Raw genomic sequence first — 24,327 nt, forward strand, 5'->3', positions numbered from 1 at the left:
TCTCGCGAGATGACAACACTGGCGGATAGTGAGGTTCGTGATTTTCTCGGTTACGGCACGAGAACCGGCAAGCTCGGCTACGTCGCGGCGGACGGGCGGCCACTGGTGGTGCCGATCTGGTTCGTTCTCGCGGACGAGACGATCGTGTTCAACACTGGTGCCGATACGGCGAAGGGGCGCGCGATCGCACGTGACCCGCGTGTCGCGTTGTCGGTGGACCTCGAAGTGCCGCCCTACGGATTCGTGCAGATCCAAGGAATCGCCACGACGTCCGAGGAGCCGGAAGACCTTGTGCGTACAGCCACCGAGATCGGGGCCCGATACATGGGAGCCGACCGCGCCGCAGAGTTCGGCAAGCGCAACGGGGTGCCCGGTGAACTGGTGGTTCGTATTCATCCGACCAAGGTCATCGCGTCACTGGACATGACCTCCTGAGCGGGTGTTCGCACAGGCTTCGCCGAGTTGGAGTCGATCGTCGGCAGCACTGTAGATTGGACCGGTGCCGAATTCAGGAAAGAAGAACAGCGGCGTGATCTCAGATCGTCGGCTCGTGCACACTGCCGAGCGTTCGGCCGACCGTATAGATGTTGCTGGCGGGGGCCCAGCGGATCAGTAAGCAGATGTAACGATCGCAACCGGATTCGGAGATGTACTGCAAGGTAACTTGGCTCTGATCGGTGTGCGTTCTTTTCGACTGCGCAACGAAGAATGAGATTGTTGTATTCGGTGCTTGATCGTCCGCTGCACTCAGAAGTCGATCAGGGGCGTGTGATTGTGGGAAAGAGAGGTTTCGATTGGACCCGCTAGGTTCGGCAGGATCAGGTCAGGATGCGCAGGGGGCCCGCGCGTCGTCGTTTCCGCTCTCTCCTGCTCAGCTCGGGATGTGGTTCGCGCAACACGTCGATCCGTCCGTTCCCGCAAACATCGCGCAGTACGTCGAACTACGTGGTGCTCTCGACATCGACCTTCTGCAGCGAGTGTCGTCCGAAGCTGCGCTCGAGATGCAGTCCGGGTTCGTTCGTATCGTCGAAGTCGATGCAGAACCGCGGCAATTCGTCGATCCCACCCTCGACGACGAACTCGGATACCTCGACCTACGCGGTGAGGACAACCCACGAGCAGTAGCGCACGCGTGGATGCGAGCCGACTACAGCGCTCCGATAGACATGCTCACCGACCGGTTGATCGCCGCGACGGTGCTGCACCTCGAAGACGACCTCTTTTTCTGGTACGAGCGCGTCCATCATGTCGTGCTCGACGGATTCGGTGCGGTCACGTTCATGAATCGTGTCGCGGAGCTTTACACTGCGGCCGCGAACGGCACCGAGCCGAAGAAGAATCTGTCCTCGGACCTGACCAAGGTCTACGACCTCGACGTTGCATATCGGGACTCGACGCGCTTCGAGACCGACCGCGAGTACTGGGCGGATCGAGTAGCGGGGATCGAGACCGTGACGAGCCTGGCCGGACGTAGTGCGGCGCCCGCACCTGTCAGCCAGATCGACACCACGGCGTTGTCGGCGTTGCACGCCGCGCGGATCGAGGACTTGACCACTGCGACGGGTTCAACGCTGGCGAGTGTGGTGATCAGCGCGTTCGCTGCCTACCTGGCCCAGATGACGGGACGCGAGGACGTCGTCCTGAGTCTGCCGGTCACCGCCCGCACCACGGCAGTACTGCGCCGCTCGGGTGGAATGGTCTCCAACGTCGTACCGCTGCGCCTCGACGTGTCGCGAGACACCACGGTCGAGGAACTTCTGGCACGCATCGGGACCGAAGTGACCGGTGCCCTCAGGCACCAGCGTTACCGCCATGAAGATATCCGCCGTGACGCCGGTGGTGCCGGCGGGCAGGCGTCGTTCTTCGGACCCTGGGTCAATATCATGCTGTTCTTCAGTGAGTTGCGCTTCGGTTCGATGGTCGGCGGAATCAACATCCTGTCCACCGGTTTGATCGAGGATTTCGGGCTCAACCTCTATCAGAGCGTCGCTGGCAGCACGACTCACGTCGATTTCGAGTCGAATCCGAACCTGTACGACTCCGAAGAATCGGCACGCAATCACGCACGCTTCATCGACTTCCTCGACCGGTTCGTCGCGGCAGGGCCTAGCGCTCGAGTATGGGACCTCGAGCTTGCCACCGCAGACGAGAGATCCTCTGTACTGGAGATCTGGAACGAGACAGAACACGAGCTTGTCCAGCGGACACTTCTGTCGGACTTCCATGCCCGCGTCGACCTCGATCCAGAGAGCACAGCGCTCGTCTACGAAGGCTTGTCGCTCACCTACGGCGAACTCGGTTCACGCGTGAGCGGTCTTGCCAGAATGCTGATCGCCAAGGGTGTAGGCCCGGAGACACTGGTCGGATTGTCCATTCGTCGATCACTCGACCTGATCGTTGCGATGTACGCGATCGTCGAAGCCGGAGGCGCATGGGTACCGCTCGATCCGGATCATCCCGCCGATCGCACCGCATACATTCTCGACTCTGCGCAACCATTGTGCGTTCTCGTCGTCTCGCGCGACGGCGTGGAACTCCCGGACGGCACCGACACGGTGCAGGTCGACCTTCTCGACTACGCAGCGCTGAATTCTGCACGCGTTCAAGAGCGCGATCTCCTCTCCCCGCTGCGACTCGACAACACCGCATACGTGATCTACACCTCGGGCTCCACTGGCCGACCCAAGGGCGTCGCCGTCACTCACGCGGCGATCGACAACCAACTCCAGTGGATGCGCTCGGAGTACGCACTCGACGCCACCGACGTCTACCTGCAGAAGACGGCAACGACGTTCGACGTCTCACTGTGGGGCTTCTTCCTGCCACTCCAGGTCGGTGCCACCATGGTGCTGGCCACTCCCGACGGACATCGGGACTCGGTCTACGTCGCGGACAAGATCGCCGAACACAGTGTTACCGTCACCGACTTCGTGCCGTCGATGCTCACGGTGTTCGTCGCGAACGCACCGATCGGAACATGCGGGTCGTTGCGGCATGTGTTCGTCATCGGTGAGGCGTTGCCGGTGGAAACAGCAGCAGCATTTCGTGAGCTGACCGATGCCGGGTTGCACAACTTGTACGGTCCCACCGAAGCGGCAGTCTCGGTGACGTACTACGAAAGTGGTGTACAGGACGAAAGAACTGTTCCCATCGGAGTTCCCGAATGGAACACCAGGGCTTTGGTACTCGACGGCCTACTCCGGCCCAGCCCGATCGGAGAAAGCGGCGAGCTCTATTTGGCGGGCGTGCAGTTGGCTCGTGGATACGTCGGCCGGCCCGATTTGAGCTCGGACCGCTTCGTCGCCAACCCTTTCGGGAGCGCGGGGGAGCGGATGTACCGCACCGGCGACCTCGTGCGTTGGCGCGCGGACGGCACCATCGACTACATCGGACGGACCGACTTTCAGGTCAAATTTCGTGGGCAGCGCATCGAGCTCGGTGAAATCGAGACGGTTCTTCTCGCACACCAGTCCATCTCGCAGGCCGTGGCACTCGTCGTTCCCACTGCGACCGGCGAGCAACTTGTCGCCTACGTGGTACCCGGTCCAGGCGCTACGCTCGACGCAGCCGAGGGGGCCGAGTTCGCGTCCCGATCACTTCCGTCGTACATGGTGCCTTCCGCGATCGTCGTTCTCGACGCACTACCGCTTAATACGAGCGGTAAGCTCGATCGAAAAGCGTTGCCGGAGCCGGTGTTCAGCAGTGCCAAGAAATACCGAGCTCCGCAGACGCGAGTGGAGTACGTGGTCGCAGGTGTCTTCGAAGACGTCCTCGGCGCATCGCACGTCGGTCTCGATGAGGACTTCTTCGAACTGGGCGGTAACTCGCTGATCGCAACGCAACTCGTCACGCGGGTAGGAACTGCCCTCGGAATCCGTCTCGGTGTCCGAGAGTTGTTCGAAGCGCCGACGGTCGGTGCGCTCGCATCGCGCGCCGAGACAGCGATAGAACAGGGATCCGCAGGCCCACCACTGACTGCCGGTCCTCGGCCGGATGTTCTGCCCCTGTCCCTTGCCCAGCAACGTATGTGGTTCCTCAACCGGTTCGACCCGGATACTGCTGCATACAATCTCCCGTTCATGGTGCGACTGACCGGCGACGTGAACGAAGTGGCGCTGTCCCAGGCATTTGCGGACGTGGTCGCTCGTCACGAAACGCTGAGGACGGTCTACCCGCAGGTCGACGATGCCCCACAACAATTGATTTTGCGGACCGAGGACGTCTTGTCGGAACTCTCGGCCGCATCCGTCGACGAGACTTCGTTGGTCACCGAATTGGTGGAGTTCGCTCGCGGCGGATTCGACGTCGCAGTCGCTGCACCGATCCGGATCGCACTGTTCAAGATCTCCGATTCCGAGTACGTGCTCGCCATGGTGTTGCATCACATCGCGGCGGACGGGTCTTCGTTCGGTCCACTCGCCCGCGACATGATGGCTGCATACGAGGCCCGGTCGAACGGACGGGCACCCGCGTGGGCGCCGCTGCCGATCCAGTATGCGGACTACGCGTTGTGGCAACGTCGACTCCTCGGACTCGAAAGCGACAGCGCTTCGCTGTCCGCTCAGCAGATCGAATTCTGGGTCCAGGCCTTGGACGAGCTACCCGATCAGCTCGACCTTCCATCGGATCGCCCCCGTCCGTCGGTAGCGACGAACGGCGGAGCAAAGAGCCGCTTCACCATCGACGCCCGCATCCATCGCGGTCTCACCACTGTGGCGCGCGCGCACCAAGCTTCGCTCTTCATGGTCGTGCAGGCCGCGTACGCGGTGTTGCTGTCGAGGCTGAGCGGTACCACCGACATTGCGATCGGCGCGCCGATTGCAGGCAGAGCCCATGAGCAGCTCGACGACATCATCGGCATGTTCGTCAATACGCTGGTCCTTCGTGCTCGGGTGGAGCCCCACGATTCGTTCGACGATCTACTCGATCAGGTACGCAACACCAACCTATCGGCGTTCGCGCACGCAGACATCCCCTTCGAGCGACTCGTCGAGGTGCTCAATCCTGCTCGATCGACTGCCCGGCACCCGCTGTTCCAGGTTGCGCTCTCCCTGGAAAAAGCGCGTGTGAGCGAGCTCAGCTTCGGCGGTCTGCAAGTGACCGCACAGGAACTCGATGTTCCGATCGCGAAATTCGACCTTCAGCTCTGGCTCACCGAGCATCAGGACGATTCCGGGGAGCCGGGACGAATCGAAGCCACCTTCGAGTACGCCACCGACCTCTTCGACGCCTCGACGATCGAGGGATTCGCCGACAGGTTCCTGCGCATTCTCGAGGCCATCGTTGCAGATGCATCGGTCCCGTTGGGCGTCATCGATATTCTGGCTCCGGACGAGTCCGAGACGTTGACGACCATTCACGGTGGCCGCGTCGAATCGCGACGACTTCTGCCAGAATTCTTGGCGGCCGGTGTGGCTGTCAACCCGGACGGCATCGCGGTGCACACGTCTGTGGAGACGGTGACGTACCGAGAACTCGACGAGCTCACCGATCGATATGCTCGGTACCTGATCGATCGAGGCGTGGGTCCGGAGTCCGTTGTCGCACTGGCATTTCCGCGCTCTCTGGAGATGGTCATCTCGATGTGGGCAGTGGCGAAAGCTGGTGCCGCGTGGGTTCCCGTCGATCCCGAATACCCCACCGACCGGGTGCGGCACATGCTCTCGGACTCAGGGGCCCTCGTAGGGATCACCTCGTCGACTCGCGTCGACGAACTACCCGGCACGTGCGAGTGGTGGGCAATCGACAACGCCGAGTTCGAGGAAGCTGTCGCCGGCTATCCGGCCGACGGTGTGTCCGACGAGGATCGGACCGCGCCACTTCGCCTGGACCACCCCGCGTACATCATCTACACCTCCGGCTCTACCGGCCTGCCCAAGGGTGTCAGTGTCACCCATCGAGGCCTGTCCGGTCTGATCGACCAGTCGGTAGACCTCTATCGGGTGACGCCTGCGTCGCGGTTCCTGCACGTGATCTCCCCGAGCTTCGACCCATCTGTTCTCGAATGGGCACTCACTGCCTCGGCTGGAGCAACTCTGGTCGTGGCTCCGCCGTCGATCATCGGTGGCCCCGAACTTCATCGACTTCTTGCCGATGTTGCTGTCACACATGCGATCATCACGCCGGCCGTGCTCGGCTCCGTCGACCCGGTCGGCCTCGACGACCTGGAATTGTTGTCCGTCGGTGGTGAGGCATCCGCGGCCGATCTGATCGCGCGTTGGGCACCGGGCCGCCGCTTCTTCAACGCCTACGGACCGACCGAAACAACGATCGTATCGACGCGCGGTGAACTGTTCGTCGGCGAGCCGATCACGGTAGGTAGGCCCGTACCTGGTGTCGGCGCCCTGATTCTGGACTCCCGCCTGCAGCCGGTCCCTGCCGGTGTTGCAGGTGAGCTCTATCTGTCGGGCGACGCCGTCGCACGTGGCTATTACAAGCGTGCAGGATTGACTTCGGATCGGTTCGTCGCCGACCCGTACAGCAACGCGGGGACGCGAATGTACCGCACCGGCGACATCGTTCGATGGACGAAAGACTTTGCCATCGAGTACGTGGGGCGCTCGGACTTCCAGGTGAAGGTTCGCGGCTTCCGTATCGAGCTCGGGGAGATCGACGCAGCGCTCGAGACGTTCCCAGCGGTCACCTTCGCAGCGACACTCGGACGCGAAATGCAGTCGGGTCAAACGGCTCTCGTGTCGTATGTGCACGGTTCGGTGGGTATCGACAAGGACGAACTCTCGAAGCACGTGGGACACCTGCTGCCGAACTACATGGTGCCTTCGGTGATCGTCGTTCTCGACGAGGTTCCGTTGACACCGATCGGCAAACTGGATCGCCGGGCGCTTCCGGAACCGGAACTCGGCATCAGCTTTCGTCAGTTCCGTGCCCCGACGACACCGATCGAGGAAACTGTTGCGACAGTGTTCAGTGATGTTCTCGGCGTCCCCGTCGTCGGCCTCGACGACGACTTCTTCGAACTCGGCGGCAACTCGCTACTGGCAACTCAGGTGGTCTCTCGGCTGGGCGTCGCTCTGGATGCAAGTGTTCCCGTACGCATGGTGTTCGAGGCATCTTCGGTAGCGCTTCTCGCAGTACGGGTGGAGCAGGCAGCGGGCGAAGGCGGGCGCATCCCGTTGGTCGCCTCGACCCGTCCCGACCAGGTACCACTGTCGTTGGCACAGCAACGGATGTGGTTTCTCAATCGATTCGACACCGATTCCACTGCTTACAATATTCCGTTCGCGCTGAGACTGACCGGCGAGCTGGACGTGGCGGCACTTCAAGTTGCCATCATGGATGTAATCGATCGACACGAGTCGTTGCGGACCGTCTACCCGGACACCGTCGACGGCCCGAGACAATGCATCCTCGACGCGGCCCAGACGGTCCCTAGTCTCATGCCGATTCAGACGTCGGCAGCGGACATCCAGCGACAGGTCTTCGCGCTGGCTTCCACCACGTTCGACGTGACGGTGAACGTCCCCATCCAAGCCCGACTGTTCGAGATCGGGCCGCGCGAACATGTGGTCGCGATGGTGGTGCACCATATATCGGCCGACGGCTGGTCGATGGGGCCCCTCGCTCGCGACATCATGATCGCCTACGCCGCTCGGACGGCATGGGAGCATCCAGCATGGTTGCCGCTGGCCGTTCAGTACGCCGACTACAGTTTGTGGCAGCGGTCGGTTCTCGGTTCGGAGAAGGATTCGACGTCGCTTATCTCGAGCCAGGTCCACTACTGGGCCGACATGCTTGCAGGGCTACCGGATCAGCTCGATCTGCCGACCGACCATCCGCGGCCTAGTCGTCAGTCCTACAAGGGTTCCTCGGTTCGTTTCGAAATCCCTGCCCACATGCATCGTGAACTGTCGCTTCTGGCGCTTGCCCACAATGCGTCCCTGTTCATGGTCGTGCACGGCGCCCTTGCCGTTTTGCTCTCGAGATTGTCCGGGACGAGCGATATTGCCATCGGTACTCCCGTTGCCGGCCGCGGGGACGCCGCGCTCGACGATGTGGTCGGGATGTTCGTCAACACCTTGGTGCTCCGCACCGACGTCGACGCTTCGACATCGTTCTCGGAGCAGATCGGTCGCGCGCGGGAAGTCGCGTTGGGCGCATTCGGTCACGCCGACCTGCCCTTCGAGCGCCTCGTAGAGGTGCTCAATCCGACACGTTCGCAGGCGCGGCATCCGCTTTTTCAGGTGATGCTGTCCTTCGAGAACCTCACTCGAACCCACGTCGATCTGCCCGGTCTTTCCGTGGACAGCGTTGCTCTCGATGCGGAGGTCGCCAAGTTCGATCTGCAGCTCAACGTCGTCGAGTCGATCGGAGACGACGGTCGTGGGCAGGGCATGTCCGCCGAATTCACCTACGCGATAGATCTTTTCGATGCGGAAACTGTGCGCAGTTTCGCGTCTCGATTCGTTCGCGTTCTCGAAGCGGTCGTGGCAGATTCCTCGGTCGCGGTAGGTGACATCGATCTGCTGGACATCGGTGAACGCAAGCGAGTCGTATCGACGTGGAACAGGACTCGGCACGATATCGCTCCCGGTCTGACACTGGTGGATCTGTTCGATCGCCAGGTCGAGGCCACACCTGAGGCATCGGCGCTGGTGTACGAGGACGAGACTCTCACCTACTCGGAATTCGATTCGCGAGTCAATCGCCTTGCGCGGCATCTGATCTCGATCGGCGTAGGCCCGGACATGTTGGTGGGGCTTGCAATCGGCCGCAGTGTGGAGCTGCTGGTCGGCATGTACGCCATCGTCAAAGCAGGGGCCGGATACGTACCGATCGATCCGACGCAGCCGACCGAGCGCAACGAGTACATCATTGCCACCGCGTCCCCTGTCTGTGTGTTGTCCACGACGCGGGATCACCTGGATCTCGACGTCATCGACGTCATCGACATCGATGACCTGAACGTCGACGGGTATTCGAACGCGCTCGTCTCGGACGATGACCGGCTGTGCCCGCTACGGGAATCGAACACGGCATACGTGATCTTCACCTCTGGTTCGACAGGCCGACCGAAGGGTGTCGCGGTGGCGCATTCGGCCATCGTGAATCGTTTGCTGTGGATGCAGAACGAATACCCGATCGACGCGGCCGACGTCGTGCTCCAGAAAACTCCGTCTACGTTCGACGTCTCGGTGTGGGAGTTCTTCTGGGCTCTGCAGAACGGTGCCTCGGTGGTCGTTGCCGCGCCCGACGGCCATCGAGATGCCGCTTATCTCCTGGAGCTCGTTCAGCGCGAGCAGGTTTCCGTCGCGCACTTCGTGCCGTCGATGCTGGCGGTGTTCGTGCCGGAGGTCGAGGTCCGCCGAGCCGCGGGTAGTTCGTTGCGTCTGGTGTTCGCATCTGGTGAAGCGCTCGCTCCGACGACCGCACAGTCGTTGCGTCGAGCGTTGCCCCGTGTCGCCTTGCACAATCTGTACGGTCCAACCGAGGCCGCGGTCGACGTTACTTACCACCCGGTCAGCGACGTCGACACAGTAGTGATGCCGATCGGTATGCCCGTGTGGAACACCTCGGTGTTCGTGCTCGACGCGCGCCTGTCGCCCGTGCCGGTGGGTGTCGCTGGTGAGCTCTATCTCGCGGGTGCCCAGTTGGCCCGTGGATACGTCGGTCGCCCAGACCTCTCGGCCGACCGCTTCGTCGCAAATCCTTTCGCGCAGTCCGGAAATCGGATGTACCGAACCGGTGACGTCGTGCGGTGGAATCGCGGCGGTGAACTGGAGTACATCGGTCGCAGCGATTCGCAGGTCAAGCTCAGGGGTCTGCGCATCGAGCTCGGTGAGATCGAAGCTGTGCTACTCGAGAACACCTCGATCCAGCAGGCGGCTGTCTCGGTGCGCGGCGAGCAGTTGGTGGCCTATGTGGTCACTGCTCCCGACACCGACCTCCGTCCGGTACGAGAGATGTTGGCGTCACGGCTGGCCGAGTACATGGTCCCGTCCGTGTTCATGCCGTTGACAGAATTCCCTCTGGGTGCGACGGGCAAGCTCGACCGTCGAGCACTTCCGGATCCGGTGTATGTGCAGCGCGAGTACCGCGAACCCGTCTCGCCGACGGAGCAGGCAGTCGCGAGCGTCTTCGCCGAGGTACTCGACGCGACCGAGGTCGGACTCGACGACGATTTCTTCGAACTGGGCGGCAACTCTTTGATCGCGACGCGTGTCGTGACTCGGCTCGGCGCAGCCCTGGATGCCGAGATCGGCGTCCGTACGTTGTTCGAGAATCCGTCTGTCGCCGCTTTGGCTCGTGCACTCGCCGAGCGGGCAGGTGCCGGACGCCGTCGGCCTTTGGTGCCGCAGGTGCGCCCGGAACTTGTTCCCCTCTCGCTCGCCCAGCAGCGCATGTGGTTCCTCAACAGATTCGATACTGCTTCCGGGGTCAACAATATTCCTGTGGCAGTGCGCTTGTCCGGTCTGCTCGACCGACAGGCTCTCAATGTGGCCGTTGCGGACGTGTTGGATCGGCACGAGTCCCTCCGCACTATTTTCCCGGAGGTCGACGGGTCCGGCCATCAGTTGATACTGCCCACCAGCCAGGTGATTCCAGATCTCGCGCCGATCGAGATCTCCGGGGACGACATTTTCTCGGTTCTGGAAGAGGTGGCGACGACTGGTTTCGACGTCACCGTCGAACTTCCGTTACGTGCGCGTCTGTTCGAAATCAGTCCGACCGAACATCTTCTGGTGCTGGTCGTTCATCACATCTCCACCGATGGCTTTTCGATGGGCCCACTGACCCGCGACATCATGACTGCCTATATCGCCCGGTCCGAAGGCGTGCAACCGAATTGGTTGCCGTTACCGGTTCAGTACGCGGATTACAGCTTGTGGCAGCGAGACATGCTCGGGCACGAGAGTGACCCGGAATCGCTGTTGGCGCAGCAACAGAACTACTGGAAGTCCGCGCTCGCAGGAATACCTGCTCAGTTGGATCTGCCGGTCGATCATCCGAGGCCCGCGGTCGCATCGAACCAGGGTGCGGGCGTGAGCTTCCTCGTCGGGCAGTCCACCGTGGACGTCCTGACCGATCTTGCGCATCACCACGCCTCCTCGCTGTTCATGGTCATGCATTCGGCTTTTGCCGTTCTGCTCGCCCGCCTCTCGGGGACCGAGGACATCGTGGTCGGAACTCCGGTGGCTGGACGCGGTGAGTCCGCTCTCGACGATCTGATCGGCATGTTCGTCAACACGCTGGTTCTGCGCACACCGGTGGACATGCGTGCACGCTTCGATGAGGTGCTCGCGGCTACGCGTACGACGGACTTGCAGGCTTTCGCCAACGCAGATGTCCCGTTCGAACGACTCGTCGAGGTGCTCAACCCTGCTCGATCACAAGCGCGACACCCGCTGTTCCAGGTGATGCTCTCGTTCCAGAACATGGAGCTGACCGACCTCGAGCTTCCAGGACTGTCGGTCTCGATGGTCGACTTCGAAACCAAGGGTTCGAAGTTCGATCTCCAGCTGACCATCAGTCAGAAGACCGATGAGCACGGAACCGACGCCGGCTTGTCCTGCCTCTTCACCTACGCAACCGACCTCTTCGACGCGGCCACCGTAGAGGCGATGGCCGCTCGCTTCCAGCGAATCTTGCGAGCGATCGAACTCGATCCGGCAATTATCGTGGGCGACATCGATTTTCAGGAACCGGAGGAGTACAACCGGCTCGTTCGCACGGTCAACGATACCGAGCATGCGGTCGACGACACCGAGACTCTCGCTACCTTGTTCGACGCGCAGGTCGGGCGTACTCCGAATGCGCCTGCGCTGGTGCTCGCGTCGGAGACCGATGCCCCGTCGCCGGTCCTTACCTACGCGGAGTTCGATGCGCGAGCGAACGCCCTCGCTCGGTATTTGGTGGGCCGAGGTGTCGGCCCCGAATCCACCGTGGCATTGGTAGCGCGGCGTTCGTTCGAGCTGCTGATCGGCATGTACGCGATCATCAAATCAGGCGCAGCGTACGTCCCCCTCGATCCTGATCAGCCCGCCTCGCGTAACGAGCACATCCTGGCGAGTGCTCGGCCAGTTCTCGTCCTCGCCACCGAGGACACCGCGAACTCGATCACGGCGGATGCCCCGGTCTGTGTGTTCGACAAGCTCGATCTCGATGATGTGTCGACGTCTGCGATCACCGACGCGGACCGGACGCGCCCACTCCGACCGGACAATTCGGCCTACCTCATCTTCACTTCGGGATCGACAGGTTTGCCGAAGGGCGTCTCGATCAGTCACCGCGCGATCGTGAATCAGATGCTGTGGCGCCAGGAGATCTACCGGCTGACTGCTGCCGACGTGTTGATCCAGAAAACGCCGGCGACGTTCGACGTGTCCGTATGGGAGTTCTTCTGGGGACTGGAGAACGGCGCGTCACTGGTGATCGCTCCCCACGATGCGCATCGTGACCCGGGCCGGATCACCCGCATCATCGAGCGTGAACAGGTGACACTCGCGCACTTCGTACCCTCTGTGCTGTCGGTGTACGTCACCGATGTCGATACCGACGCTTGCCGGTCCCTCCGACTGCTGTTCGTCGGCGGCGAGGCTTTCACGCCTTCGGCCGTAGCTCGGGTTCGACGGGTCTTTCCTGGCGCCGAGTTGCACGACCTGTACGGACCTGCAGAGACTGCAGTCGACGTCACCTTCCACGCCGTCACCGACGTCGATACCGAGACCGTTCCCATCGGTGTGCCGCTGTGGAACACGCGCGCATACGTGCTGGATCAACGGTTGCACTCGGTGCCCGCCGGGGTGCTGGGGGAGCTGTACATCGGCGGCGTGCAGCTCGCTCGCGGATACGCGAGTCGGGCCGACTTGACAGCTGAGCGTTTCGTGGCAGATCCCTTCGGCGAGAACGGTGCTCGACTCTACCGAACCGGTGACGTCGTACGCTGGAATTCCGCCGGCGAACTGGAGTATGTGGGTCGGAGCGATTTCCAGGTCAAGCTTCGAGGCCAACGTGTAGAACTCGGCGAGATCGAGTCGAGCGTTCGCGCGGGCGCCGAGAACGTCGACGACGCGGTCGTAGTCGTTCATTCCGATGCTCGCGCAGGTGACCGACTCATCGCCTACGTCGTGCCCCGGCCAGGTCACGTCGTTGATACCGAGGCGCTTCGTGCGGCAGTGAAGATGTCGCTGCCGTCTTACATGGTGCCGTCGGTGTTCGTAACGTTGGACGCATTCCCGCTCAACGCAAGCGGGAAGTTGGACAGACATGCCCTACCGGTGCCCAGTGCCGAGGTTGTGCAGTTCCGCGCACCAGTGACACCGATCGAGGAGATCGTCGCTCAGGTATTCACGAACGTCCTGGGCACGGCGAGGGTTGGTCTCGACGACGATTTCTTCGAGCTCGGTGGGAACTCACTGGTTGCCATGCAATTGGTTTCGAGGTTGGGGACCGCGCTGGACTCGAGTGTCGGAGTGCGAGAGCTGTTCGAGAATTCGACGGTCGGTGCGCTGGCCGCCAGCGTGGAGCGCAAGGCCGGGACCGGTGGCCGCAAGGCTCTCGGTCCACAGAATCGTCCGGCGTTGATCCCCTTGTCCCTTGCACAGCAACGGATGTGGTTCCTCAACCGATTCGATCCGGAGTCGGCAGTGAACAACATTCCGGCGGCAATCAGGCTGACCGGAGCTTTGGATGTCGCGGCGCTCGCTGCGGCGGTAGGCGATCTGACGAGCCGTCACGAGTCGTTGCGTACCGTCTATCCGGACCACGATGGATCGGGCTACCAGAAGATCCTGTCCGTGGGCGAGGTCACCCTCGATCTGACACCGGTGGACGTTTCGGAGGATGACCTGCCGACGCGGATGTACGAGTTGGCTGCGACTGGATTCGATGTCACCCTGCATGTTCCGTTTCGAACGCAGCTCTTTCGGATCGGTGCCCATGAGCATGTGCTGATGTTCGTAGCCCACCACATAGCGGCCGATGGATTCTCGATGTCTCCGCTGGCCCGCGATGTCATGACGGCGTACGTGGCCCGATCGGAGGGTCACGAGCCAGGCTGGCCGATGCTCGAGGTCCACTACGCCGACTTCGCCATCTGGCAGCGCGAGGTGTTGGGGTCCGAATCCGACCCAGGCTCGCTACTCGCTCAGCAGGAGACATTCTGGCGCGACGCGCTCGCCGGGCTACCTGACGAGGTGACGTTGCCGACCGACCGTCCGCGTGGCGAGACGGCTTCGGGGCACGGGGCCGTGGTGTCTTTCGACGTCACCGCCGATGTACATCGCCGACTCTCAGCACTCGCGAGGGACAACAACGCGTCGTTGTTCATGGTCGTTCACAGCGCGGTTGCCGTCATGCTGGCCCGTATGTCGGCGACGGACGATATCGCGATCGGCACACCGATTGCGGGTCGCGGCGATGCTGCTCTCGACGATGTGATCGGAATGTTCGTCAACACGCTGGTCCTGCGCACCGATGTGGACGCAGCGAGTACTTTCCGCGAACTCCTCGTGACAGCGCGTGAGGTGGACCTGGCTGCATTCGCGCATTCCGATATTCCGTTCGAGCGTCTGGTGGAGGTGCTCAATCCCGAGCGCTCGCAAGCCCGTCACCCGCTCGTTCAGGTATTGCTCGCGTTCCAAAACATCCGACGGACTGGATTCGACCTACCTGGGCTGACCGTCGCGCCGGTGGATGTCGACGCGGCGACCGCGCGTGCGGATCTGCAATTGACGGTCACCGAATCGGCGGCTGTCGACGGGACCCCGGACGGTCTGCGAGTTTTCTGGACCTACGCAACAGATCTCTACGACCGAGCCACGGTGGAAGAGTTCGGCGCTCGGTTGCTGAGAGTGCTCGACGCGGTTGTCGAGGACGAGCACATCGTGATCGGCGAGATCGATCTGCTCGGGGCCGAGGAACGGGTGCGTGTGACGTCGACGTGGGCGGGTGTCGACGGGATCGATCCGTCGGTGTCGACGCTGGCCGAGATGTTCGACCAACAGGTCCTGCGGTCGCCGCAGTCGTGTGCGGTGGTGTTCGGCGAGGAGCGATTGAGCTATCGAGAGCTCGACGATCGCTCGAATCGCCTTGCACGTCACCTGATGTCGACCGGGGTCGGCCCGGAGTCGTTGGTCGCTGTGGCATTGCCACGATCGGTGGATCTCGTCGTCACGTTGTTGGCTGTGATCAAAGCCGGCGGTGGGTACGTACCGGTTGATCCGACGAATCCGGCAGACCGCATCGCCTACGTCTTGGCCGATGCTGCACCGACTGCATTGGTGACCTGGTCGGGACGAGAATTTTCAGTGCCTGCAGGGTTGGGCTGCGTTGAGATCGACGCCGTGGACTTGTCGGTTTTCGGTTCCGCTGCGGTGGACGATGTCGAGCGGCCTCGTCCGCTTCGTCCCACGGATGTTGCATACGTCATCTACACCTCGGGATCCACGGGTCGCCCCAAGGGCGTAGTAGTCCCACATGTCGCGGTTGCGCGTTTGATGGCCAACACAGATGGGCTGTTCGAGTTCGACAGCAGTGATGTGTGGACGCTGTTCCACTCGTACGCATTCGACTTCTCGGTGTGGGAACTGTGGGGGCCCTTGCTTCACGGCGGCACGCTCGTGGTGGTGGACTACTTCACCTCACGGTCGCCGGAGGCGTTCCGTGAACTGTTGATTCGTGAAAACGTCACCGTCCTGAACCAGACCCCGTCGGCGTTCTATCAGCTGGCAGAGGTGGACCGAGTCAGCACTGCCAGTGAGGGGAGCTTGCAGCTCAGATACGTGATCTTCGGTGGTGAGGCGCTCGAACTGCGTCGACTGTCGGATTGGTTCGATAGACACGGCGAGAACGGTCCCGAGTTGGTGAACATGTACGGGATCACCGAGACGACCGTGCATGTGTCGCATCGTCGGATCGACCGCGAGTTGGTGTCGAGTGCTACGGGATCGGTAGTGGGCGCGGCTATCCCAGGGCTACGGGTCTATGTTCTCGATTCGCGGCTCGCGCCGGTTCCGGTTGGTGTTGCGGGCGAAATGTATGTTGCGGGTGGGACGTTGGCTCGCGGGTACCTCGGTCGAACGGATCTGACGGCAACGCGTTTCCTCGCCAACCCCTTCTCCGATACTGCGGCGCACGCTTCTGGTTCGTTGATGTACCGCACCGGTGATGTAGCGAGGTGGACCATCGATGGTGATCTCGAGTTCGTCGGTCGTGCTGATGATCAGGTCAAGATTCGTGGCTTCCGTATCGAGCTCGGTGAAATCGAATCCGCGCTGTCGAGTCAGGATCCGGTGGGCCAGGTAGCCGTCGTGCTTCGAACCGATCGGCACGACGCGCATCAGTTGGTTGCTTACCTCGTACCGGTCGTGGGTTCGAGCATCGACGTTCAGAAGCTCCGTACCGAAGTGGCTGCTGTGCTGCCTGAATACATGATTCCGTCGGCCTTCGTCGTGGTGTCCGAGATTCCGTTGACCGTGAACGGAAAGCTGGACCGTCGCGCGTTGCCGGAACCGGTGTTCGAGGTTCGAGAGTTCAAGGCGCCGACTACACCGATCGAGGAGATCGTCGCGGAGATTTTCGCCGACTTGCTCGGCGTCGACCGAGTCGGTGTCGATGACGACTTCTTCGAACTCGGCGGTAACTCGCTGATCGCCACGCGAGTGGTGTCGAGGATCGGTGCAGCGGTCGATTCGGTTGTCCCGGTGCGTGCGTTGTTCGAGTCACGAACAGTGGAGAGGCTCGCGCTCGAGGTCGAGCGGTCCGGAAAGTCCGGGAGAGTAGCGCTGGTCGCGCGCACGCGCCCGAACGAGATCCCACTGTCGTTGTCTCAGCGTCGTATGTGGTTCTTGAACAGGTTCGACCCCACCTCGACGGCGTACCTCGTTCCGTTTGCGCTGCGCTTGTCCGGAGAACTGGATGTAGTAGCTCTCGGGGCGGCCGTCGCCGATCTCATCTCTCGTCATGAGTCGCTTCGAACCGTGTATCCGGAGTCGGAGAACGGTCCGGTGCAGAAGATTCTGCACCCGTCTCGGTCGATTCCCGAACTGCCGGTATCAGATGTCGCTCCCGACGCGGTGTCCGAGCAGATCGCTTCGCTCGCGTCGACACAGTTCGATGTGACGACAGAGGTACCGATGCGGATCGAGCTCTACCGAACCAGTGCCACCGAGCACGTGCTGGCGATGGTTGCGCATCACATCAGTGTCGACGGGGTATCGGTCGGTCCGCTGGCTCGCGACCTGATGACCGCATACGCAGCGAGGGCGACCGGCACCGAGCCGGGTTGGACTCCCTTGCCGGTGCAGTATGCCGATTTCAGCCTTTGGCAGAGCGATGTGCTCGGCTCCGAAGAGGACGCGAACTCGACTGCGGCTCAGCAGATCAGCTACTGGACCGACGCACTCGCGGACCTCCCGGACGAGCTGACCCTTCCGTCCGATCGCGCGCGGCCGGCAACGCAGTCTTTCGCCGGTGGCAGCGTCGAGTTCGAGATCGATGCCGAGCTGCACGAAGGTCTGCGCGATCTGGCACGCAAGCAGGGCGGCACCCTGTTCATGGCGGTACACGCGGCCTTCGCCGGATTACTCTCGAGGCTCTCCGGCACAGGTGACATCGCTGTCGGCACACCGATCGCCGGTCGCGGTGATCGCGCGCTCGACGACCTGATCGGCATGTTCGTCAACACGCTGGTGCTACGGACACACGTGGACGGCGCACTGCCTTTCGCGGAACTCATCGACCGCGCCCGTGAGGCAGACCTCGGCGCCTTCGCAAACGCGGACGTGCCGTTCGAACGGCTGGTGGAAGTTCTCAATCCTGTCCGTTCGACTGCACGGCACCCGCTGTTCCAGGTCGGGTTCTCCTTCCAGAACCAGGGAGTCACCGAGGTGGCGCTTCCGGGTCTCGATATCGCAGCATTGGATATCGAATCCGGTGTGGCGCAGTTCGATCTGCATCTGATCGTGGTGGACCGCTATTCCGAGAGCGGAGTGCCTGCAGGGATGTCGGCAGAGTTCACCTACGCGAAGGATCTCTTCGACCACACGACCGTGAGTACGATCGCGACACGTTTCGTCCGGCTGCTCGAATCTGTGGTCGAACGACCCGACGCACGAATCGGGGACATCGATTTACTCGGTATCGCCGAACGCGAACTCGTACTCGAATCATGGAATTCGACCGACCACTCCGTTCACCGCGAAGCCACGTTGGTCTCGTTGTTCGACGAGCAGGTCGCAATCCGTCCGGACTCGACTGCGGTTGTCGAGGGCGATCAACGCTGGACATTCCACGAATTCGATTCGAGGGTCAACAGATTGGCCCGGTATCTGATCGCGCGCGGGGTCGGACCGGAGACGTTGACAGCGTTGGCGATACGTCGGAGTGCCGATCTGGTCGTCGCGATGTTCGCCGTCGCGAAAACGGGTGGTGCGTATGTGCCACTCGATCCCGATCAGCCGCTCGAACGTGTCGAGTACATTCTCGAGACTGCTGGGCCGGTACTGCTGCTGTCCAAGTCGAGTGACGGTTCGCGATTCTCGGACCACTCCGTCCTCGACATACCGATGGCGGATATTGCAGGCCTCGATCTGTCCGTGCATTCGGATGCGCCGATCACCGATGCGGAGCGGGCGGCACCATTGCGTGCAGGCAACTCCGCCTACGTCATCTTCACCTCGGGATCGACCGGACGCCCCAAGGGCGTCGCCGTTTCCCACGCTGCGATCGCCAATCAGCTGATGTGGAAGCGAACGGAATTCGATCTCGGTTCCCAGGATTCGATTCTGTTGAAGACCTCGGCAACGTTCGACTTGTCGGTGTGGGAGTTCTGGTCGGCCCCGACGTCAGGGGCCACCCTCGTCATCGCCGGACCGGACGAGCACCGCGATCCTGCACGAGTCAACGACATCATTCGGAAAGAGTCGATCACCACGCTCCATGTCGTGCCGTCGATGCTGACCGCGCTGATGGTCGACGGAGATGGCGTCCTTCCTCCTTCGTTGAAGCGTGTGCTCGCGATCGGTGAGGCACTGCCAGGAGATACCGCTCGGCGTTTCGTCGAACACAACGACGGTGCCTTGTTCAACCTGTACGGCCCCACCGAGGCTGCGGTGTCGGTGACCTCGCACCGAGTACGACCCGATGAGAGTGCGCGCGTCCCGATCGGTCGGCCGGAATGGAATACACAGGCGTACGTGCTCGACACACGGCTACACCCCGTCCCGGCAGGAACTATCGGTGAGCTGTATCTTTCGGGCAAGCAGCTTGCGCGGGGATATCTCGGCCGTCCCGATCTGACCGCGGAGCGCTTCGTCGCCAATCCTTTCGACCCCAATGGCGGACGGTTGTATCGTTCGGGTGACCTGGCATTCTGGGATGTACACGGCGAACTCGTCTTCGCGGGCCGCTCCGACTTCCAGGTCAAGATCAGAGGCTTCCGGATCGAACTCGGCGAGATCGAGGCGGCAATGCGTGCGCTGGATACGCTCGCCGATTCGGCGGTGATCTTGCACTCCGACGCCCTCACCGGGGATCGACTCGTGGGTTATCTGGTTCCTTCCGAATCCCGAACGATTGACATCGACGAGGTACGGACAGCGTTGGGTACGTCCTTGCCGTCGTACATGGTGCCGTCACACTTCGTCGTGCTGACGTCCTTACCGCTCAACGCTAACGGCAAGCTCGACAGGGCGGCCCTCCCCGCTCCCGTCTTCGAATCGACCGAGTTCCGCGCTCCGACCGATCCAGTCGAACAGATCGTGGCGCGGGTGTACTCCGAGCTTCTAGGGGTTGCTCGCGTCGGACTCGACGACGACTTTTTCGCTCTCGGTGGCAATTCGCTGGTCGCAACTCAGCTCGTGGCTCGGCTCGGGGCCGCACTGAATGCGTCGATCCCGGTGCGCGCGGTATTCGAGGCGCCGACGGTCGGTGCGTTGGCAGCGCGGGTGGAGTCGCACGTCGGGCAGGGAGCGCGTGTGCCTCTGATCGCACGCCCTCGTCCGGAGTCCGTTTCGCTGTCGTTGGCCCAGCAGCGCATGTGGACCCTCAATCAAGTGGATCGAACGTCCGACGCCTACAACATTCCAGTAGCCATCAGACTCACCGGCGCGTTGGATGTCACGGCGTTGCGAGCTGCAGTGGGCGACCTGTTCCGTCGGCACGAGATACTGCGTACGCGGTATCCGGATACCGATCACGGCCCTGTCCAATCCGTGGTTCCGATGTCCGAAGTCCTACCAGTTCTCGAGGTTCGCAAAATCTCGGCCGCCGAGGTACCGGTTGTCGTCGGAGACGTCGTCACCGCCGGTTTCGATGTCGCGGCGCAAGTGCCCGTTCGAGCCGAGCTCTTTTCGATCAGCGAGACGAACGAGTCGGAGTTCGTCTTGGTCTTCGTTGCCCATCACATCAGCGCCGACGGCTTCTCCATGCGCCCGCTGATCAGGGACGTCATGACTGCCTACATCGCTCGGACGGCCGGCGATGCGCCGCTGTGGACGGAACTGCCTGTGCAGTATGCCGATTACGCGTTGTGGCAGCGGGAGGTCCTCGGATCCGAGGACGATCCGGACAGTGTGTTGTCCAAGCAGATCGACTACTGGGCCGAGGCTCTGGTCGGCGCACCCGAGCAGATCGCGTTGCCGACCGACTTTCCGCGCCCTGCCCGAGCATCCTTGCGTGGTGGCCGCTCCGAGTTCACGGTCCCGTCCGACATAGCAGCGCGTGTACAAAAAGCTGCTCGCGAACACAATGCGACGGTCTTCATGGTTGTGCACGGCGCTTTGGCGGTGCTGTTGTCGAAGCTGAGCGGTGATCAAGACATCACCGTGGGAACCCCAGTGGCGGGACGTGGCGATGCCGCGCTGGACGACCTCGTCGGCATGTTCGTCAACACGCTGGTGCTCCGGACGAAAGTCTCGCCGAGCACGACCTTTGCCGATCTGCTGACCGAAGTACGAGAAACCGATCTGTCCGCGTTCGCTCACGCCGATGTCCCTTTCGAGCGGGTCGTCGAAGTGGCAGGTCACAAGCGCTCGGCCGCCTACAGTCCTCTGTTCCAGGTCATGTTGACCTTCCAGAACCTTGCCACTGGCACGTTCGCCTTGCCGGGCCTGAAGGTGTCGGCTTTGGAGAGCGGACTGGAGCAGGCCAAGGTCGACCTGCAACTGACGGCGGTCGAACGTTTCGACGAGTCGGGAGATCTGACCGGGATCGACGCCGTGTTCAACTACGCCACGTCGTTGTTCGAGTCGAAGACGATCGAATTGTTCGCGCAGCGTTTCACCCGCGTGCTCGACCTCCTCACGTCAGACCCCAGCAGTGTCATTCGGGCGGTGGACATGCGGTCCGAGGCCGAACGTGCAGGGCCTGCACCCAAACCGAAGACGATCGACGACCTGCCCGAATTGGTCTCGGCCGCCGCCGCAATTGCCGCATCGTCCATTGCGTTGTCCCACGCCGGAACGAGCGTCACCTTCGGGCAACTCGACGAGAAACTGTCGGCCGTCTCGAAATCGACCGGGGGAGCACTGAAACCAGAGGCGGTTCTGTCGGTGGCGCTGACAGGCCTTCTACCAGGAATATTGCCTGCACTGGGTGCCGATGGCTTCGCCGCAACGGTTGCGTCACTGATCAGTGACGCCCAGGCTTTCGTCGCCGATCCGGGAGGACCCGGTGTCACCATGCAGTGACCTACATGGGCCTGATCGTGAACTTGGAGTCGAAGCCGGTTTGTGTCGCAGCGTTTCGTAGGGTGTCTCGTGTACGCGATGCATCTCGGCGCGTCCCGCGGCGGTTAGTAGGAGGAACACTCAGATGTCGAATGGTCGGCCGAACACTCGAAGCCAGGGCGCTGCCGGCAGCGTAACCGTGGACGAGCTTCCAGGAGTGATCTCTGCAGTTGTCGATGCTGCGCCCGATCGCATCGCGTTGACCCACGGCGGGACAACCGTGACCTACACGACGTTGCATGTCGAGCTGACTGCGCTCGAGGCCGCCATGGGTGGTGCACTGGGGACCGAGGCGCTCGTCACCGTCGTGCTGTCCAACGTTCTTCCCGGCGCACTCGAGTCCGGTGGCCTCGCCGGTATCGTCGAGTCGATTGTCGTCGACGCCTCCGAGGTGTTGGGGGATCTGACTCCTGCAGGCCCGCCGACGCTCGTATCCCGCTTCGAGGAACAGGTCGCCCGTACTCCGGATGCAATCGCCGTCGAGTTCGAGGGCACAAGCTTGACCTACGCGGAATTCGATTCTCGAGCGAATCGACTCGCCCGCCATCTCGTGTCGCTGGGAATAGGCCCGGAGTGCCTCGTCGGACTGGGGATCAGACGGTCGCTGGAGCTACTCGTCGGCATGTACGCGATCGTGAAATCGGGAGCAGCGTACGTTCCTCTCGACCCTGATCATCCGGCAGAGCGTTTGGCGTACGTGCTCGACGTCGCACAGCCGTCAGCCGTACTCGGCCTGTCCACAGAACCTCTCGATCTGCCGGCCGGGGTCGGTGTCATCGAGATCGACCTGTTGGAACTGGACGGGTTCGACGCGACCGCCCTCGCCGACGGCGACCGGATGCGGACGTTGTCGGACGACGCGTTGGCCTACGTGATTTTCACATCAGGATCCACCGGACGCCCCAAGGGTGTGGCAGTTTCACATCGCGCGATCGTCAGCAATGTGCAATGGCGTCAAGATCACTACGTTCTGACACCGAACGATGTAGTGCTGCAGAAAACACCGTTCACATTCGATGTCTCGGTGTGGGAATTCTTCTGGCCCTTGCAGATCGGTGCCAGACTCGTCGTCGCGACACATGATGGACACCGTGACCCCGCGTACCTAGCTCGTGTGATGACCGAACGCGGGGTCACCGTGGCCCACTTCGTACCGTCGATGCTCGCGGTGTTCGTCGCAGAACCCTCGGTCCGCGAGATCGAGACGTTACGATATGTTTTTGCGTCCGGTGAGGCGCTTCCAGCCCAGACCACGACGCGATTCCATACCGTCAGCTCGGCAGAACTGCACAACTTGTACGGTCCGACCGAGGCCGCGGTGGATGTCACGTTTTACGAGACTGCCGATGTGGAATCGGGATCCGTCCCCATCGGCCGGGCCGTGCACGACACCTCGCTCTACGTGTTGGACGACGGACTCCGACCGGTCTCGACCGGTGTCGAAGGTGAGCTCTATCTTGCGGGCATCCAACTTGCACGTGGCTACGTAGCGCGACCGGACCTGACAGCCGATCGGTTCGTGGCTGATCCGTTCGACGACGGACGCCAGATGTACCGGACCGGCGACCTGGTCCGGTGGGCACCTCGCGATGGGGTCGACATGCTGGAATACGTGGGACGCACCGACTTCCAGGTGAAGCTCCGTGGTCTTCGTATCGAGCTCGGCGAGATCGAAACTGCAGTTCTCGAGCATCCTTCGGTCGCGCAAGCAGTTGCCCTCGTCCACACCGATGACTCGCTGGGCGATGTCCTTCTCGCGTATGTGGTGCCCGCGCAGGGCGAGTTCATCGATCAGGAGTCGCTGGCGCAGGCTGTCGCTTCCCGACTGCCGGAATACATGGTCCCCGCGTTGTTCGTCGCAGTCGAGGAGTTCCCACTCGGTTCCAGTGGCAAACTCGACCGAAGAGCTCTCCCCGCTCCCGACTTCTCCTCGTTGGCAAGCGAATACAGGGAGCCGTCCACCGATACCGAGCTGGCGCTTGCCGAGGTGTTCGCTGAGGTGCTCGGTTCCGAGACCATCGGTGCCGACGACGATTTCTTTGCGATCGGCGGTAACTCGCTGATCGCCACCCGGGTGATCTCGCGCATCAATGCGCGATTCGACATCCGTATCGACGTTCGAGACTTCTTCGACGCGCCGACGGTCGCGGGACTCGCGATACTCGTCGACGCCGCAGTTGCGCAGGGGGGCGGGGGAAGAGCACCGCTCGTTCCGCAGGATCGGCCGGATGTTGTTCCGTTGTCGTTGGCGCAGCAGCGGATGTGGTTCCTGAACCGGTTCGATACTGCTTCTGCAGTGAACAACATTCCGGTGGCGATCAGGCTGACCGGTGAGCTCGACGTCGCTGCGCTGGAGTCCGCTGTCCGCGACGTCCTCTCGCGTCACGAATCCGTGCGCACGATCTACCCCGAAATCGACGGTGTCGGATCACAGTTGGTGCTCGAGGTCGATGCGGTGGCTCCCACCTTGATGGTAGAGCCGGTGGCGGAGGCGGACGTGCTCGACCGTGTGGTCGAGTTCGTCTCTGTTGGGTTCGATGTGACGGCGGAGGTGCCGTTTCGGGCTCGTTTGTTCGAGGTTGTGGGTTCGGGTGGTGTGGGTTCGGAGTTTGTTGTGGTGTTTGTGGTGCATCATATTGCG

3 protein-coding genes are annotated in these 24,327 nt (G+C 62.2%); all 3 read left to right on the top strand.

The window, feature by feature from the left end:
- The first annotated feature begins 9 nt into the window (after window positions 1–9).
- The gene (locus tag QMK32_RS10180) at window positions 10–435 is read left to right on the top strand and encodes a PPOX class F420-dependent oxidoreductase (protein ID WP_283474694.1); all 426 of its coding nucleotides are present in this window, start codon (window positions 10–12) and stop codon (window positions 433–435) included.
- 359 nt (window positions 436–794) lie between these two features.
- Complete coding sequence (locus QMK32_RS10185) at window positions 795–21,647, top strand: non-ribosomal peptide synthase/polyketide synthase (protein WP_283474696.1); 20,853 nt, start codon at window positions 795–797, stop codon at window positions 21,645–21,647.
- A 124-nt stretch (window positions 21,648–21,771) separates the two neighbouring features.
- A partial coding sequence (locus tag QMK32_RS10190) for a non-ribosomal peptide synthetase (protein ID WP_283474697.1) occupies window positions 21,772–24,327 on the top strand: 2,556 nt, incomplete at its 3' end.

Origin of the sequence: Rhodococcus sp. H29-C3 (assembly GCF_030063405.1) — a bacterium.
Taxonomy (GTDB): Bacteria; Actinomycetota; Actinomycetes; order Mycobacteriales; family Mycobacteriaceae; genus Rhodococcoides.

What these genes read in the sequence shown, in the direction of transcription:
- QMK32_RS10180 (WP_283474694.1), top strand. Translation starts at nt 10, where the DNA reads ATGACAACACTGGCGGATAGTGAGGTTCGTGATTTTCTCGGTTACGGC.